General features: G+C 76.8%; 14 protein-coding genes. All 14 read right to left on the reverse strand.

The window, feature by feature from the left end; all coding sequences use genetic code 11:
• Positions 1 to 894: MCP four helix bundle domain-containing protein (locus tag U5M74_RS14965; protein WP_410909723.1), on the reverse strand; the 894-nt coding region annotated here is incomplete at its 3' end.
• Positions 895 to 1033: 139 nt separating this feature from the next.
• On the reverse strand, positions 1034 to 1453 hold the full coding sequence (locus U5M74_RS14970; protein ID WP_410909724.1) for a chemotaxis protein CheW: 420 nt from the start codon (positions 1451 to 1453) through the stop codon (positions 1034 to 1036).
• A complete protein-coding gene (locus tag U5M74_RS14975; RefSeq protein WP_410909725.1) occupies positions 1450 to 3813 on the reverse strand; it encodes a chemotaxis protein CheA in 2364 nt (787 codons plus the stop codon). Before U5M74_RS14975 ends, U5M74_RS14970 begins: the two co-directional genes overlap by 4 nt.
• A gap of 92 nt (positions 3814 to 3905) precedes the next feature.
• On the reverse strand, positions 3906 to 4253 hold the full coding sequence (csrA, locus tag U5M74_RS14980) for a carbon storage regulator CsrA (RefSeq protein ID WP_410909726.1): 348 nt from the start codon (positions 4251 to 4253) through the stop codon (positions 3906 to 3908).
• Between the two features lie 54 nt (positions 4254 to 4307).
• Positions 4308 to 5939: a hypothetical protein gene (locus tag U5M74_RS14985; RefSeq protein ID WP_410909727.1), complete on the reverse strand. Its 1632-nt coding sequence runs from the start codon at positions 5937 to 5939 to the stop codon at positions 4308 to 4310.
• On the reverse strand, positions 5911 to 7971 hold the full coding sequence (locus U5M74_RS14990; RefSeq protein ID WP_410909728.1) for a flagellar biosynthesis protein FlhA: 2061 nt from the start codon (positions 7969 to 7971) through the stop codon (positions 5911 to 5913). The genes U5M74_RS14985 and U5M74_RS14990 overlap by 29 nt, the downstream gene beginning before the upstream one ends.
• On the reverse strand, positions 7968 to 9209 hold the full coding sequence (locus U5M74_RS14995; protein ID WP_410909729.1) for a flagellar biosynthesis protein FlhB: 1242 nt from the start codon (positions 9207 to 9209) through the stop codon (positions 7968 to 7970). The genes U5M74_RS14990 and U5M74_RS14995 overlap by 4 nt, the downstream gene beginning before the upstream one ends.
• A complete protein-coding gene (locus U5M74_RS15000; protein WP_410909730.1) occupies positions 9206 to 9973 on the reverse strand; it encodes a flagellar biosynthetic protein FliR in 768 nt (255 codons plus the stop codon). The genes U5M74_RS14995 and U5M74_RS15000 overlap by 4 nt, the downstream gene beginning before the upstream one ends.
• Positions 9974 to 9975: 2 nt before the next feature.
• Entirely contained in the window at positions 9976 to 10248 is a 273-nt protein-coding gene (fliQ, locus tag U5M74_RS15005) for a flagellar biosynthesis protein FliQ (RefSeq protein WP_069984733.1), read from the reverse strand.
• Between the two features lie 2 nt (positions 10249 to 10250).
• Complete coding sequence (gene fliP, locus U5M74_RS15010) at positions 10251 to 10940, reverse strand: flagellar type III secretion system pore protein FliP (RefSeq protein ID WP_069984732.1); 690 nt, start codon at positions 10938 to 10940, stop codon at positions 10251 to 10253.
• Positions 10937 to 11692 (reverse strand): flagellar biosynthetic protein FliO, encoded by a 756-nt coding sequence (locus U5M74_RS15015; RefSeq protein WP_410909731.1) that lies wholly within the window; start codon positions 11690 to 11692, stop codon positions 10937 to 10939. The genes fliP and U5M74_RS15015 overlap by 4 nt, the downstream gene beginning before the upstream one ends.
• Complete coding sequence (gene fliN, locus U5M74_RS15020; protein ID WP_410909732.1) at positions 11692 to 12393, reverse strand: flagellar motor switch protein FliN; 702 nt, start codon at positions 12391 to 12393, stop codon at positions 11692 to 11694. The genes U5M74_RS15015 and fliN overlap by 1 nt, the downstream gene beginning before the upstream one ends.
• Positions 12390 to 13343, reverse strand: a complete 954-nt coding sequence (locus U5M74_RS15025) for a flagellar motor switch protein FliM (protein WP_410909733.1) — start codon at positions 13341 to 13343, stop codon at positions 12390 to 12392. Before U5M74_RS15025 ends, fliN begins: the two co-directional genes overlap by 4 nt.
• A 211-nt stretch (positions 13344 to 13554) precedes the next feature.
• Positions 13555 to 14064: a flagellar basal body-associated FliL family protein gene (locus tag U5M74_RS15030; RefSeq protein WP_410909734.1), complete on the reverse strand. Its 510-nt coding sequence runs from the start codon at positions 14062 to 14064 to the stop codon at positions 13555 to 13557.
• Between the last annotated feature and the right edge of the window lies 1 nt (position 14065).

Below are 14065 nucleotides of genomic sequence, written 5' to 3' on the forward strand. Positions count from 1 at the left end.
GTCCGCCAGGGTCGCGCGGAGGGAGGACTGCGCGGTGCGCAGGGACGCGGCCATCCGGCCCAGCTCGTCCTGCGTGTCGATGTCGGCCGTGACCGTGAGGTCGCCGGTGGCCATGGCGTCGACCGAGTGCTGCACCGTGGCGATGCCGCGCCGCAGCCTCCGGACGATGACCACGGCCAGGCCGGCGCCGGCGAGGGCGCCCACCGCGGCGACGAGGACGACAGTTCGCACGGTGGACGAGGCGAGGGCCGAGGCGGCGTCGATGTCGGCGTCGGCGCGGGCCGAGGCCGAGTCCACGAGCGCCTGCAGCGCGTCGAGCACCTCGGTGGTGAGGTCGAGGACCTGGGCTCGGTAGGCGTCGTTGTAGGCGATGGCGCCCGCGTCCGCCTGCTGCTGGACCGCGTCCGCCGCGGCCTGGTACCGGTCGAAGGCGTCGACGAACGCGGCGTAGGCGGCGTCGTCGAGGACGTACGGCTCGTAGGCCGCGATGCTCGCCTCGGTGGCGGCGTCCTTCTCCGCGCGCTCCTGCTCGAGCGCCGCGCGCTCGCCCGGCTCGACCATGCCGTACTCGAGCACCCGGGCCCGGCTGGCCTGGAAGGTCCGCTGGGCCTCGTTGAGGTAGGACTGCGGCGCGACGACGTCGGTGCCGAGCGACTGGATCTCCTCCGCGAGGGTCGACGTCCGGACGCCGCCCACGCCCGCGACGGCGACCATGGCGACGACCGGGACGGCGATCGCCGCACCGATGCGGACGGCGACCGGCAGGTCGCCCAGCCGGCGCCGGCGCGGGGCCGGGGCGTGCGCCGAGTACGGGACCGGGGCGGGCGGCGGCGCGGGAGGCGCGACCGTGGTGCGCGCGGTGGTCGTCGGGGCGGGCGGGAGGACGGTGGTCATGGGTGCTCCGTCTACGGGCCCGCGGTCGGCGGGCGGTGCGAACAGGGTCGAAAAAGTTCAGGAAGTGCACAGCGCACTATCAGGTGCAGGGTCGAGGGCGGCGCCACGGACCCTGGGTGCGGGAGGAGGACCGGCCGCCTCAGGCGACCGTGGCCGCCTCGTCGACGTCGAGCACGAGCAGCAGCCGCCCGTCCAGGCGGCACGCGCCCCGGATCAGCGGGCGCAGCTCCGGCCGCAGGGTGTCCGGCGGCGGGCCGAACCGCTCCGGCGCGACGTCCACGACGTCGCCGACCGCGTCGACCAGCAGGCTCGTGGGCTCACCGTCCACCTGGACGACGACCATCATCCGGTCGGCGTCGGCGGGCGCCGCAGGCAGGCCGAGGCGTGGGCGCAGGTCGACGGTGAGCACCACCTGGCCGCGGAGGTTGACCAGCCCGGCGATGCCCTCGGGGGCCAGCGGCACCCGGGTGCGCGCCTGGGCCTGGACGGCCTCCTGCACGCGCAGCACGTCGACGCCGTACAGCGCGTCGTCGATGGTGAAGGTGACGTAGCGGCTCATCGTCCGGCTCCCACGGTCTCGGGGCCGGCGACCAGCCCGGCGTACAGCTCCTCGTCCGTCACCGCGGCCGCCTCGTCGGCGGCGGCGGTCGCCACCTCGAAGTCCGGGTCGGCGGCGAGCACGGCCGCGCGCACGTCGAGCAGCTCGGTGACGCGCTCGCCGATGACGGTGGAGCCGACGAGGCCGATGTCCTCGATGTCGCTGTGCTGCGTCACGTCGTCGTCGACGATGTCCAGGATCTCGTCCACCACGAGGCCGACGCTGCGGCCGGCGCGCGTGTAGACGACGACCAGGAGGTCCTCGCGCGGCTCCGAGAAGGCGCCGAGCACGCGGTCCAGGCGGGCGAGCGGCAGGATCGAGCCGCGGTAGCGGACCACCTCGCGCCCGCCGACGTGCTCGACCTGCTCGGCGCGCAGGCTCTCGAGCCGCGCGACCGAGCCGAGCGGCATCGCCAGACGGCGCCCGCCGACGCCCGCGACCAGGACCTGCTCGACGGCGCGCGCCTCCGCGCGGTCGTCGTGCGCCTGGGCGGCGCGCGCCAGCGCACCCTCGCCGTCGCCGAGCAGCGCCGAGCGCGCGATCGCCTGAAGGTCGAGGATCAGCGCGACCGCGCCGTCGCCCAGCACCGTGGCGCCCGAGTACACGCCGATGGCCCGCAGGCGCGGCGACAGCGGCGTGACCACGATCTCCTCGGTGCTGAGCACGCGGTCCACCAGCAGGCCGATGCGCTGGGTGTCGGAGCGCACGACCACGATGACGCCGCGGTCGGTGGCGACGCGGGCGGCGTCGTCGAGGTCGAGCACCGCGGCGAGCGGCACCAGCGGCAGCAGCTCGCCGCGCAGCCGGTACACCGGCGAGGAGTGCACGTACTCCACCCCGGCGCCGGCGCGCTGGGCGTCCAGGGCGACGAGCTCGACGACGTGCACCTGGGGCAGCGCGTAGACGTCGCCCTCGCACTCGACCGTCAGCGACGGCATGATCGCCAGCGTCAGCGGGATGCGCAGCCGCCACAGCGTGCCGACGCCGAGCGTGGACTCCACGTCCACGGTGCCGCCGATGGTCTCGATGTGGGTGCGCACCACGTCCATGCCGACGCCGCGGCCCGAGACGTTCGTGACCTTCTCGGCCGTGGAGAAGCCCGGCAGGAACAGCAGCTGCAGCAGCTCGGCCTGCCCCATGGCGGCGACCTGCTCGGCCGTGCGCAGCCCCTTGGCCACGGCCTTGGCGGCCACCTTCGCGGTGTCCACGCCGCGGCCGTCGTCCTGCACCTCGACGACCACCTGGCCGCCGGCGTGGTAGGCCCGCAGCGTCAGCGTGCCGCGGCGCTCCTTGCCGGCCGCCTCGCGCTCGGCCGGCGGCTCGATGCCGTGGTCGACCGCGTTGCGCACCAGGTGCGTCAGGGGGTCCTTGACCGCCTCGAGCAGGCCGCGGTCGAGCTCGGTGTCGCCGCCGGCCATCTGCAGGCCCACCTCGCGGCCGCAGGCGGCGGCGAGGTCGCGCACGACGCGCGGCATCTTGGACCAGACGTGCTCGATGGGCTGCATGCGCGTGCGCATGACGCCCTCCTGCAGCTCCGCCGCGATGAGGTTGAGCTGCTGGGCCGAGCGCACCAGCTCCGTGTCGGTGTCCCGGTCGCCCGCGATGCGGCCGATGCGGTTGCGCGTGAGGACCAGCTCGCCGACCTGGCGCATGAGCTCGTCGAGGACCTCGACGTCGACGCGGATCGAGGAGTCCGCGGCGCTGCGCAGCAGGTTCACCTCGTCGGCGTGCTCCGGGGCCGGCGCCGGGACGGTGGGCCGCGCGGCCGGGGAGGCCTGCGCGGCCGGGGCGGCCTGCGCGGCGGGCGCCGGCTCGGCCGCGGGGACCGCGACGTCGGCGGCAGCGGGCCGCGGCTCGGGCTCCGGCATGCCCTCCGGCTCCGCCTGCGCCGCAGGCTCCGGCTGGGGCGCGGCGACGGCCTCCGGCGCACCGGGGGTGCGCTCCTGCACGGCCAGGATGGCGGCGATCGCGTCGTCGACGTCGACGGCGCCCTCGGTGCCGTCGGCCTCGATCGCGGTGAGCAGCTCGCGCACGGTGTCCACGAGCCGCAGCAGCACGTCGGTCGTGGCGTGGTCCATGGAGCGGGAGCCGTCGCGCAGCTCGACGAGCAGGTTCTCCCCCACGTGGGTGAGCCGCTCGAGCCGGGCGAACGCGAGGAACCCGCTGGTGCCCTTGATCGTGTGGATGGTCCTGAAGATGCTGCTCAGCAGCGGTCGCGAGCCGGGCTCGCTCTCGAGCGCGACGAGGTCACGATCGAGCTGGTCGAGGTTCTCGTAGCTCTCGACCAAGAACTCGCGGACGATGTCGTCCATGCCTTCCATGGCGGTGCCCTTCCTCCCGCCGGTGGTCAGCTCCGGCTGGGCACCCCCCTCATCGGTCGGATGACCGCGAGTCTAAGGAATCGGACTCGGCATCATCTGTCCGTATCGGGCTTTTCATCCCCTGCCCGGTCAGCGTCCTGCTCAGCGGCCGAGCCGACAGCCGGGCCAGCGGCCCGGTCAGCGACCGCGGGCGCCACGGGGGCGGCCGCGCCGGCACCGCGGGTGAGGGCCTGCAGGGCGGCGGCGACGCCGTCGTCGGCCCGCGCCGCGGCGGCGTTCTCGGCCTTCACCGCCGCGATGACCTCCGCGCGGTGCACGCGGACGTGGCGCGGGGCGTCGACCCCGAGCCGCACGGTGTCGCCCCGCACCTCGATCACGGTGACGGTGATGTCGTCACCGATGACCAGGCTCTCCCCGACCCGACGACTCAGCACGAGCATGCGGCGACCCTACCCGGTCGTGCTGCCGGTTTTGTCCGACGGTCGCCCGGGGGCTCACTCCCACCAGTCGCCGGCGGTGTCGATCGCGGTGAGCGCGGCGGCCCAGGCGACCCGGGCGGCGGGGACGCCGTCGAGCCAGGCGACCGGCACGCCGAGGCCCAGCAGCGCGCCGGGCTGCGCCGCGTCCGCCACCCCCCGCGCCGCGAGCGCGTCGACGGAGCCGACGGCGCGGGCCACGTCGAGCGCGCGCCGCGCGTCCGCGGCGGAGAAGCGGGCGTCGACGGTGGCCCACACGCTGCCCGGCCGCGCGGCGCGCAGCACGGCGGCCGTCCCGGACGCCGCGGCGGGGTCCGCGGACGCCCGCGCCGGCAGGCAGACCGCCAGGACGCCCGGGTGCGGCGCCGCGCCCACCTCGGCGCGCCAGGTGGCGGCGTCGGTGGTGGTGGCCAGCCAGCGCTCGGGCGCAGCCGCCCCGGCGGGCACCGGCCCGTACCGGGCCAGGCCGGCCGGCGGCACGCCGAGACGGTCGGCGAGCAGCGCGGCCACCGCGAGGGCGTCCTGCGCGGGGCCGACGACGGCGGTCACGGCGCCCGCCGCGCGCACCGGTGCCGGGGGCGCGGGGAGCCGGCGCAGGAAGCGCGGCCAGGTCAGGGGCCCGGCGTCCGGGTCGGCGTCGCCGGGCGCGGCCTCGTCCGCTCCCCCGGCGGCCAGCAGGTCGGCGGGCACGCCGACGGCCGTCAGCCGCTCGCGCAGCCCCGGCTCACCGGCTGCGGTGGCCTCGGCGGACGCGGGGGCCGGCCGCGCGGGGGCCTGGGCCGCGGGCGGGTCGACCGCGCGCGTCCCGGCCGCGGCGGCGTCGAGCGCCGCCAGGGCGCGCTCCACGACGGCCGTCCGGGCCGGCGCGGGCGCGGCGGGCGCGGCGGGCGCGGGCTCCGGCACGACGGCCGGCGCGGGCGCGGGCTCCCGCTCGAGGTCCGGCGCCGGAGCGGCGGCGGACCCGGCCGAGGGCTCGGGCTCGACCTCCGCCTCGGCGGCGGAGTCGTCCGGGGCGGGGTCCGCGACCACGCGCGCCGTCGCGACGACCGGCGGCACCAGCGGCCGGAAGTCGGCGTCGGCCCACGACGGCGGGCCGGCGGGCCGGTCGTCGGCCGGGGTGTCCGCACGGGCACCCGCGGCGGCCGGGACGTCCGCGCGGGCTTCGGCGGCGGTCGCCGCCCCCACCTCGGGGGCGGGAGCGCCGCCGGCAGCGACGCCGGGGCGATCGCCGTCCCCCTGGACCCGCGCCCGCTCGAGCGCGGCCGCGAAGCCCGCCGGCGCCGGGGCGGCGTCGGCCGGCGGCGGCAGCCACGCCAGCGGCCCGACGCCGTCGGCCGCGTCGGCGGCGGCGAGCAGCGCCTCGAGCCCGCCCGTCGACCGCGCGGGTGCCGCCGGCTCCGCCGGGGCGGAGGCCACCGCGGACCCCGCCGTGGCCGCCGGGAACCGCGCGCTCAGGGCGCGCGGCGCGGCCGCGGGCACGCCGTCGGGCACGTCGACGGTCAGCTCGTAGCGCTCCCGCGCGAACAGGCCCGCCACCCCGCCGCTGCGCACGCGCTCGGCGCGCACCACGGCCGCGCCGGGCAGCTCGGCGCGCACGCGCTCGAGCAGCTCGGCCAGGTCGTCACCCTCGAGCAGCAACCGCCGGGGCATCGTTCACCACCCCGACCGCGTCGACGGTCGCACCGGCGGCCGTGATCTCCGGGTAGGACAGCACGGGCAGGCGCGGCAGGCCCATCGCCACCAGGCGGCGCAGCGCCGGGCGGATGGCCGGGGCGCAGGCGAGCACCACGGTGCGCCCCTGCGTCTCCGACTCGGCCACGAGCGCGCGCAGGCGGTACAGCATCGCCTCCAGGCGCGACGGCTCGACGACGAGCTGGCTGCCGGCCTCGCCGGTGCGCAGGCCCTCCACGAGCGACTGCTCGAGCAGGGGGTCGAGCGTGATGGCGCGCAGCACGCCCTCCTGCACGTGCGGGGCCGCGAGCGCCGGGCCGAGCGAGGCCCGGGCGGCCTCCACGAGGCCCTCGGGGTCGGTCGAGGTCCGGGCGCGCAGGGCGAGGCCCTCGTAGATGCGGCCGAGGTCGCGCACGGACACCTGCTCGGCGAGCAGGCCCTGCAGCACCCGCTGCACCTCGCCGAGCGACAGCAGCGCGGGCACGAGCTCCTCGACGGCCGACGGGTTGACGGCCTTGAGCCCGTCGGTGAGCACGCGCACGTCCTCGCGGGTGAGCAGCCGGGGCGCGTTCTCCGCGATGAGGGCGCCCAGGTGCGTGACCAGCACGGAGACGCGGTCGACGACGGTGGCGCCGGAGAGCTCGGCGGTGTGCCGCAGCTCGGCGGGCACCCACTTGCCGGGCAGGCCGAACACCGGCTCGGTGACGGGGCTGCCGGGCAGCGCGGCGAGGTCGTCGCCGAGCGCGAGCACGCGGCCGGCGGGCGCGGTGCCGCGGCCCACCTCGACGCCGGCCACGAGCACGGCGTAGGTGGCGCGCGGCAGGTCGACGCTGTCGCGGGTGCGCACCGGGGGCACCACGATGCCCAGCTCCATGGCGATCTTGCGGCGCAGGCCGCGCACGCGGCCGAGCAGGTCGTGCTCCGGCTCGGTGCCCACGAGCGTCACGAGGTCGGGCGCGAGCTGGATCTCCAGGGCGTGCACGCGCATCTGCTCGATGAGCTGCTCCGGCGAGTCGGGCGACGGCGCCAGGGCGGCGCCCGCGGCCGGCGCCGCGGCGGCGTCGTCCTCGGCGCCGGGCCGCGGCGCACGCTGGGCGAGCAGCAGCAGCACGCAGCCCACGAGCAGGAACGGGATCTTCGGGATGGCGGGCAGCAGGGCCATCGCGACCGCGGCGGCCCCGCCGACCAGCAGCGCCGTGCGCGACTGGGTCAGCTGGCCCGCGGCCGCGGTGCTGAGGTCGCCGTCGGCGGTGGCGCGGGTGACCACGATGCCGGTGGAGACGGCGAGCAGCAGCGCCGGGATCTGGGTGACCAGGCCGTCGCCGACCGTCAGGAGGCTGTAGTGCTCCAGGGCGTCGCCCAGCGGCATGCCCATCTGCACCATGCCGATGACCATGCCGCCGACCAGGTTGACGACCGTGATGATGATGCCGGCGATCGCGTCGCCCTTGACGAACTTGGTGCCACCGTCCATGGCGCCGTAGAAGTCGGCCTCGGCGGCCACCTCCGCGCGGCGCCGCCGCGCCTCGTCGTCGTCGATGAGGCCGGCGTTGAGGTCGGCGTCGATGGCCATCTGCTTGCCGGGCATGGCGTCGAGCGTGAAGCGGGCGCCGACCTCGGCGACGCGGCCGGCACCGTTGGTGATGACCACGAACTGGATGACCACGAGGATCAGGAAGATCACCAGGCCGATGACCAGCGAGCCGCCGACGACGAAGTGGCCGAAGGCGCCGATGACCTCGCCGGCGTAGCCGTCGCGCAGCACCAGGCGGGTGGAGGCGACGTTGAGCCCGAGCCGGAACAGCGTCAGCACGAGCACCAGCGACGGGAACACCGAGAAGTCGAGCGGCTTGCGCACCGTCATCGCGGTGAGCAGCACCACCAGCGAACCCGCGATGTTGATCGCGATGAGGACGTCGAGCACCTGCGGGGGCAGCGGCACGACGAGCAGCAGCACGATGCCGACGACGCCGGCGGGTACCGCGAGCTGGGTGATCGGGCGGGATCTCATGGGTTCCTCCGGGGACCGGCGGCGTGGCGGGGACGGCTCGGGCCGTGCGAGGTCGGTGCGGTGGTCGGTGCGGTGGTCGGGGCGGTGGGGCGCGCGGCCGCGCGCGGGGCGCGGGCCCGCCGGGGCCGCCCGGGCGGCGGCCCCTCGGGCAGGGTGCTGCCGCCGGGCAGGCGGTGGCTGCCGGCGGCGGCACCGCGGCGCCGCAGCGTCATGACGAACGCGAGCACCCGCGCGACGGCGGTGAACAGGTGCTCGGGGATCTCCTGGCCCGGCTCGCAGGCGGCGTGCAGGGCGCGGGCCAGGGCGATGTCCTCCACGAGCGGCACGCGGTGCTCGGTGGCCTCGCGGCGGATGCGCGCGGCCATGGCGCCCGCGCCCTTGGCCACGACGCGCGGCGCCCCGGAACCGGGCTCGTAGCGCAGCGCCACGGCCACGTGCGTCGGGTTGACCACCACGACGTCGGCCTGGGCGACCTCGGCCATCATCCGGTTGCGGCTCATGGCGAGCTGGCGCGCGCGGATGGCGCCGCGCACCAGCGGGTCGCCCTCGGTGCGCTTGTGCTCCTCCTTGGCCTCCTGCGGCGTCATCCGCGTGTGCTTGCGGTTGCGGCGCAGCACGACGGCGAGGTCCGCGAGCGCCAGCAGCACGCCGGCGCCCACGCCCCAGCGCAGCAGGTCCCCGACGCCCTGCGCCGCGGTGTCCAGCAGCGCGGCGAGCGTGAGGCTGCCCGACGCGGCGAGCACCGGGGCCACCGCCTGCACGGCGACCGCCAGCACCAGCGCGACGACGGCGCTCTTGAGGAGGGTGAGGGTGCCCTGCCACCAGGCCTGCCCGCCGAGGAGGCGGCGCACGCCCTTGACGAGGTTCAGGTGCTCGAAGTGCGGCTTGAGCCTGCGGGCGTGGACGCCACCCTGGGCGGCGGCCACCGCGATCGTCACCAGCGCGAGCACCGCGAGCAGCGGGGCGAGGGTGAGCATCAGCGACGACAGGCCGTCGGTGAGCGCCTGCACCGCGCGCGCCGGGTCGGGGGCTGCGGCGACGTCGCGCACCGCGGCGAGCTGCGCGACGGCGGCCTCCTGCCCGCGGTCCACCACGCCGGGCAGCATGAGCGCCCCGGCGCCCAGGCCCGTCCACGCCGCGAGGTCCTGGGAGCGGCCGAGCTTGCCGTCGCGCCGCACCTGCTTCATGCGCTGCGGCGTGGCCTTGAGGGTGCGCTCCTGCCCGCCGTCCCCGCTCACGGTCGCGCCCCGCTCATCGCGCGGGCGGCGTCCTCGGCCAGCGCGTCGATCACCCCGGGCAGCGCCACGAACGCGAGCCCGCCCAGCACGAGGGTGAGCAGGATCTTCAGCGGGAAGCCGAGGGCGAAGGCGTTGAGGGCCGGCGCGACGCGGGTGAGCAGGCCGAGGCCGACGTCGGCGAGGAACAGCACGACGAGCAGCGGGCCGGCGACCTGCAGCGCCGCCAGGAACATCTGCACGACCGCGCCGGTCACGGTCTCGGCGAGCGAGGCGGTGGACGGCACGACCCCGAGCGGCACCGCCTGGAACGAGCGCACCAGCCCGGCCAGCACCACCTGGTAGGCGTCGGTGACGAACAGCAGCGTCACCGCGGCCGTCTGGTACAGCCGCCCGAACGGCCCGTTGGACGTCAGGCTCATCGGGTCGAACGCCGTGGCGAGCTGGAAGCCGCCGAACAGGTCGATGAGCGAGCCGGCCGACTGCACGGCGGCGAAGACGACCGCGACGAGGAACCCGAGCGCGGCGCCGACGAGCGCCTGCAGCGCCAGCGCCCCGAGGAACACGGCGACGTTCTCGGCGGGCACGGCGTCGAGGCCGGGCGCCACGGCCAGGGCGAGGCCGAGCGCGAGCGCGACCTTGGCCGGCGCCGGGACGCCGCGGTGCGCGAACGGCGGGGCCAGGACGAGGAAGGCCGCGAACCGCACGCTCGCCAGCAGGGTCGCCTCCAGGGCGCCGCCGGCGAACGTCAGCGAGAGCGGGCCCACCCTCAGCCCCCGACCAGCTGCGGGATGCGGGCGAACAGCTCCTGGGTGAACGTCACCGTCTCGGTGAGCATCCAGTGCCCGCACACCAGCAGCGCCACGGCGGCCGCGATCGCCTTGGGCACGAAGCTCAGGGTGATCTCCTGGATCTGCGTGACCGACTGGATCAGCGAGATGACGAAGCCGACCACGAGCGCGGTGACGAGCACGGGCGCGGCGAGCTTGGCCGACAGCACGAGGGCGTCGAGGCCGATGTCGAGGACGTCGTTGGTGCTCACCGTCAGCCTCCGCCGGTGTAGGAGCCGACGAGCGCGGTGACGATCATGCCCCAGCCGTCGACCAGCACGAACAGCAGCAGCTTGAACGGCAGCGACACCATGACCGGGGGCAGCATCATCATGCCCATCGCCATCAGCGCCGCCGAGACGACGAGGTCGATGACGAGGAACGGCACGAAGATCACGAACCCGATGACGAACGCCGACCGCAGCTCGGACAGCACGAACGCGGGGGCGAGCGTGGCGAAGCCGACGTCGGCCGCGCTGGCGGGGTTGGGCAGGTCCGCCGCGCGGGTGAGCAGCGCGAGGTCCTCCTCGCGGGTGTGGGCGAGCATGAACTCCCGCAGCGGCCCCCACGCGGCCTCGATCGCCTGCGCGAACGTCAGCGAGCCGTCCAGGTAGGGCTGCACGCCGACGTCGTTGACGGACGAGACGGTGGGCGCCATGACGAACAGGCTGAGGAACAGCGCCAGCCCGGCCAGCACCTGGTTCGGCGGCACGCCGGTGAGGCCGAGCGCGTTCCGGGTCAGGGCCAGCACCACGAAGATCTTGGTGAAGCTCGTGGTGAGCAGGATGAGCGAGGGCGCGACCGACAGCAGCGTGATCGCGAGCAGCACCACGACGGAGCTGCTCGGGGCTCCGTTGACACCGTTGATCGTGACGGCGACGTCCCCCAGGCCGTCAGGGTTCATCGCCGGGCACGCCCCTGCAGGGCCCGGGAGACCTGCCGCCAGGTGTGCGGGTCCAGGACGGAGCCGGCGACGGCGGTGCCGACGGGGCCGCGCGGGCCGGCGTCGGGCGCGTGGCGCACGCCGTGCCGCGCCCGGGCCCGCGTCCCGTGCGCCGTCGCGGCGTGCGCGGCGTGGGCCTCGACGACGGACAGCTGCTGCGTGATGACCGCGTCGAAGCTCCGCGGCGGCGGGGCCAGCGACGGGGCCAGCGACGGGGCCAGCGACGGGGCCAGGGCGGGCGCGGGCGCGAGGACCGGCGTGCGCTGCAGGGCGCCGTCAGCGGCGGCCGGGACGAGGGCGCGGGGCGCGCGCGGGGGCAGGGCGCGGGGCGGGGGCACCGAGGCGGGCACCGAGACGGGCACCGAGACGGGCACCGAGGCAGGCACGTGCCCGAGGGCGTGCGCGCCGGCGAGCTCACCGGCGGGTGCGGCCCCGCCGTCGGCGGCGGCGGGCGCCGCCACGGGGTCGAGCTCGGTCAGCAGGGTCACCTGCTCCTCGCCGTAGCCGAGCAGCAGCCGCCGCTCCCCCACGGCGAGCACCGCGACGCCGGCGTGCCGGCCCAGCGCGTGCCGGCCCACGAGGCGCACCGGCGCCTCCCCCGCCTGCGCGCGGTCGCGGACCGCGCCCAGGCGGCGCGCCCCGTACCAGATGATCCCGACGACGCAGGCCAGGGCGACCAGCGTGCGCAGGACCAGCACGGCCCCCTCGCCCATCAGCCGGCGTCCGCCGGGACGATCTCGGTGATGCGCACGCCGTAGCTCTCGTCGATGACCACGATCTCGCCGCGGGCGACGAGCCGGCCGTTGACCATGACGTCGGCCGGGCTGCCGGCGGTGCGGTCGAGCTCGAGCACCGAGCCGGGCACCAGGTCCAGCACCTGGCGCACGGGCAGGCGGGCGCGGCCGATCTCGGCGGTCAGCGTCATCTCGACGTCGTAGAGCACGCGCATCCCGGCGTGCCGCTGCGCGTCGGTGGGGGCCGGGCCGGCGGGCTGCTCGCGGCGGCGCACGCCGAACCACGCGAGGGTGGCGCCGTCGTGCTGCAGCGCGAACACCTCGGTGTCCGGGCCCACGACCTCCTCGGCCCGCTCGGTGCGGGTGGCGCCGAGCACGCCGGGGCCGAGCGCCTGCGACGCCGCCTCGAGCGCCGGGCGCAGCGCGTCCGCGGCGTCGAGCCCGGCGGGGGCGGCGGCCCCGGCGGCCAGCGCGTCGGCGATCGCGGCGTCGGCGACCAGCACCACGTCGGCGCCGGCAGCGCCGACGAACGAGGCGACGCGGGCGACGGCGTCCGCCGGCGGCCGGTCGTCCGCCGCGGCGGGCACCGCGGCGAGCGGCACCTGCGCGGGCACCAGCGCGGCGGCGGCCGCGGCAGCGGCGGCGGTGGTCGCCGAGCCGGCGGTGGCGGTCGGGTTCATGCGTTTCTCTCCTCGACGGTGACGACCTTGCAGGCCAGGCGGGACCCGTGGCTGCCGACGGCGGCGCGCGCGAGCACGACCTCGTCGACGACGACGTCCAGCGGCTGGGACGACGGGTGGGACAGGGGGACGACGTCGCCGACCTGCAGCGCGACGACGTCGCGCGGCTGCACGGTCACGGGCGCGAAGCGCACCGCCACCTCGACCGGCACGTGGTGCACCGCGGCGTCGAGGTCGGCCCGCGCGGCCGCGGCGGCGCGCCGGTCGGCGTCCGTGCGGCCGTCGCCGTTCTCGGAGCCGCGCAGGGCGGTCAGCAGCATCTCGGCGGGCAGCATGAACGTCGCGGTGTCGGTGCGCTCTCCCACCCGCAGGGAGAAGGTGGCGACCACCACGGGCTCGGAGGCGCCGGTGGCCTGCACGAACTGGGGGTTGTACTGGACGCTGCGGAACTGCAGCTCCAGGGGCATCACCGAGGCGAAGGCGTACGGCAGGTCGGCCAGGGCGTGGTCGAGCAGCCCGCGCAGCAGCGTCACCTCGATCTCGGTGAGCTCGCGGTCCTGCCGGTCGTCGCCGCGGCCGGTGCCGCCGAACAGGTAGTCGATCCACACGAGCGTCATCGGCAGCGGCAGCTGCAGCACCGCGCTCTGGCGGGTGTCGCCCACGGCGCAGACCACGACGGCGGTGGGCGCGGGCAGCCCGGCGACGTACTCGTCGTAGGGGCGCAGCGCGAGGTTCTCGAGCGCCACCTCGGTGACCGCGCGCAAGCGCGCGGTGAGCTGCGTGGCCCACTGGCGCCCGAACCGCTCGAACGCCATCTCCAGGTGGCGCGCGTGGTCGCGCGACATCGTCAGGGGGCGCCGGAAGTCGTACGGCACGGGCTCGGAGGTCGGCGCGAGGCGCGCGCCGCGGCCGGCAGGGCGCACCACGGTCTGCTGCCGGGGGACTGTCACGACCCGCTCATCGGCCGCGCGCGGGCAGCACTGAGCGTTCCGGGGACGGTTCCGTCCGTTTTCACCCGCTCTCGGGCGCGCTCGGGCCCGAGAGGGGCACTCCTCCCGCGGAGGTCCGCGGGCACTCGCCGGCGACCCCGCCGGTACTCGTCGGCGCTGTCAGCGCGCCGTCAGCGCCGTCGCCGTGCTGTCACGGTGCGGCGACCGGCCGTCACTGCGTCACGTACTCCGTGAGGTAGACGTCGAGCACCTCGCCCTCGTACGCCTCGTGGAGCTGCTCGGCGAGCTGGGCCTTGAGCTCGTCGCGCGTGGCGGGGTCGGAGACCTCGTCCACGTGCCGGCCGGAGAACAGCGCGATGGCCAGGTCGAGCGCGCGCGCCGGGTCCGGGTCCTCGTGGACCTCGGCGGTCAGCTGCAGGCCGAGGCCCAGGCGCAGGTAGTGGCCGTCGGCGAGGTTGAGGCTGACGGGGTCCACCAGCATCACCGCGCCCGGCTCCGGCTCGGGCGGCGCCGCCTCGGCGTCCGGCGTGCGCAGGAAGAACCAGGCCGCCGCGGCCCCGGCGGCGGCGAGCGCCACCAGCGCCACGACCAGCACCGGCCAGCGCCGCCGCTTCCGCGGCTCCGGCTCCGGCGCGGCGGCGGCCGCCGCGGGCGCCGCCGACGCCCCCGAGCGGGCACCGATCTTCTGCGGCGCACCGATGACTCGCTGCTCGACGGACACG

It is taken from the genome of Puerhibacterium sp. TATVAM-FAB25, assembly GCF_046535855.1.
GTDB lineage: Bacteria > Actinomycetota > Actinomycetes > Actinomycetales > Cellulomonadaceae > Puerhibacterium > Puerhibacterium variabilis_A.

What these genes read in the sequence shown, in the direction of transcription:
- U5M74_RS14970 (WP_410909724.1), bottom strand. Translation starts at nt 1,453, where the DNA reads ATGAGCCGCTACGTCACCTTCACCATCGACGACGCGCTGTACGGCGTC.
- U5M74_RS14975 (WP_410909725.1), bottom strand. Translation starts at nt 3,813, where the DNA reads ATGGAAGGCATGGACGACATCGTCCGCGAGTTCTTGGTCGAGAGCTAC.
- csrA (WP_410909726.1), bottom strand. Translation starts at nt 4,253, where the DNA reads ATGCTCGTGCTGAGTCGTCGGGTCGGGGAGAGCCTGGTCATCGGTGAC.
- U5M74_RS14985 (WP_410909727.1), bottom strand. Translation starts at nt 5,939, where the DNA reads ATGCCCCGGCGGTTGCTGCTCGAGGGTGACGACCTGGCCGAGCTGCTC.
- U5M74_RS14990 (WP_410909728.1), bottom strand. Translation starts at nt 7,971, where the DNA reads ATGAGATCCCGCCCGATCACCCAGCTCGCGGTACCCGCCGGCGTCGTC.
- fliP (WP_069984732.1), bottom strand. Translation starts at nt 10,940, where the DNA reads ATGAACCCTGACGGCCTGGGGGACGTCGCCGTCACGATCAACGGTGTC.
- U5M74_RS15015 (WP_410909731.1), bottom strand. Translation starts at nt 11,692, where the DNA reads ATGGGCGAGGGGGCCGTGCTGGTCCTGCGCACGCTGGTCGCCCTGGCC.
- fliN (WP_410909732.1), bottom strand. Translation starts at nt 12,393, where the DNA reads ATGAACCCGACCGCCACCGCCGGCTCGGCGACCACCGCCGCCGCTGCC.